This is a genomic window from Halolamina salina (assembly GCF_042678005.1).
GTDB lineage: Archaea > Halobacteriota > Halobacteria > Halobacteriales > Haloferacaceae > Halolamina > Halolamina salina.
This window is the reverse complement of the sequence record NZ_JBHUDH010000058.1, coordinates 1-515: the sequence shown is the minus strand read 5'-3', so window position 1 is coordinate 515 and position 515 is coordinate 1. Positions and strand designations below refer to the sequence as shown.

Genomic DNA, 515 nt, shown 5'->3' with positions numbered 1-515 from the left:
CGGCGTCGACGACCGCCTCGGCGGTCTCCGCGTCCGTCGCACCCCCCTCGTCGACGCCGAGCGCCCTCGCGAGCAGGTCCCGCCGGCCGTCGACCTCGGCGAACACGGACCGCAGGACGTGCGGGGCGAGCACGCCGTGGACCGTCCCCTGGTGGGCGTCGTAGTCGTTCGAGAAGCCGTGGCCGAACGCGTGGATGATCGAGGCGCGGTAGGCGCCGGGGGTGGAGATGCCGTACTGCGCGGCGACCACGCCCGCGACCGCGTCGTCGAACGTCGCGGGGTCGGGATCCTCCTCGGGCAGCGCGGAGAAGCCGGACTGCATCAGCGAGAGCGCACGGCTCGCGGTGCCGTCGGTGATCGGCGTCGCGTGCGGCGAGTAGAGACACTCGACGGCCTTGTCGAACCCGTTCATCGCCGAGGCTGTGAGCACCGAGCGCGGCGTCGTCTCGAACAGTTCGGGGTCGTAACACAGCGCCGTCGGCATCAGCCGGCGGTCGCTCACGCCGCCGCTGGGG

At 73.0% G+C, this 515-nt stretch carries 1 protein-coding gene (running past one end of the window); it reads right to left on the bottom strand.

What is annotated here, in order from left to right; all coding sequences use genetic code 11:
* Positions 1 to 412, bottom strand: partial view of a hypothetical protein gene (locus ACFR9S_RS06715; RefSeq protein WP_459077190.1) — the 5' portion only. It extends 68 nt beyond the left edge of the window; 412 of the gene's 480 nt are visible here — the first part of the coding sequence; its start codon is at positions 410 to 412; the stop codon falls past the left edge of the window.
* Positions 413 to 515: the final 103 nt, after the last annotated feature.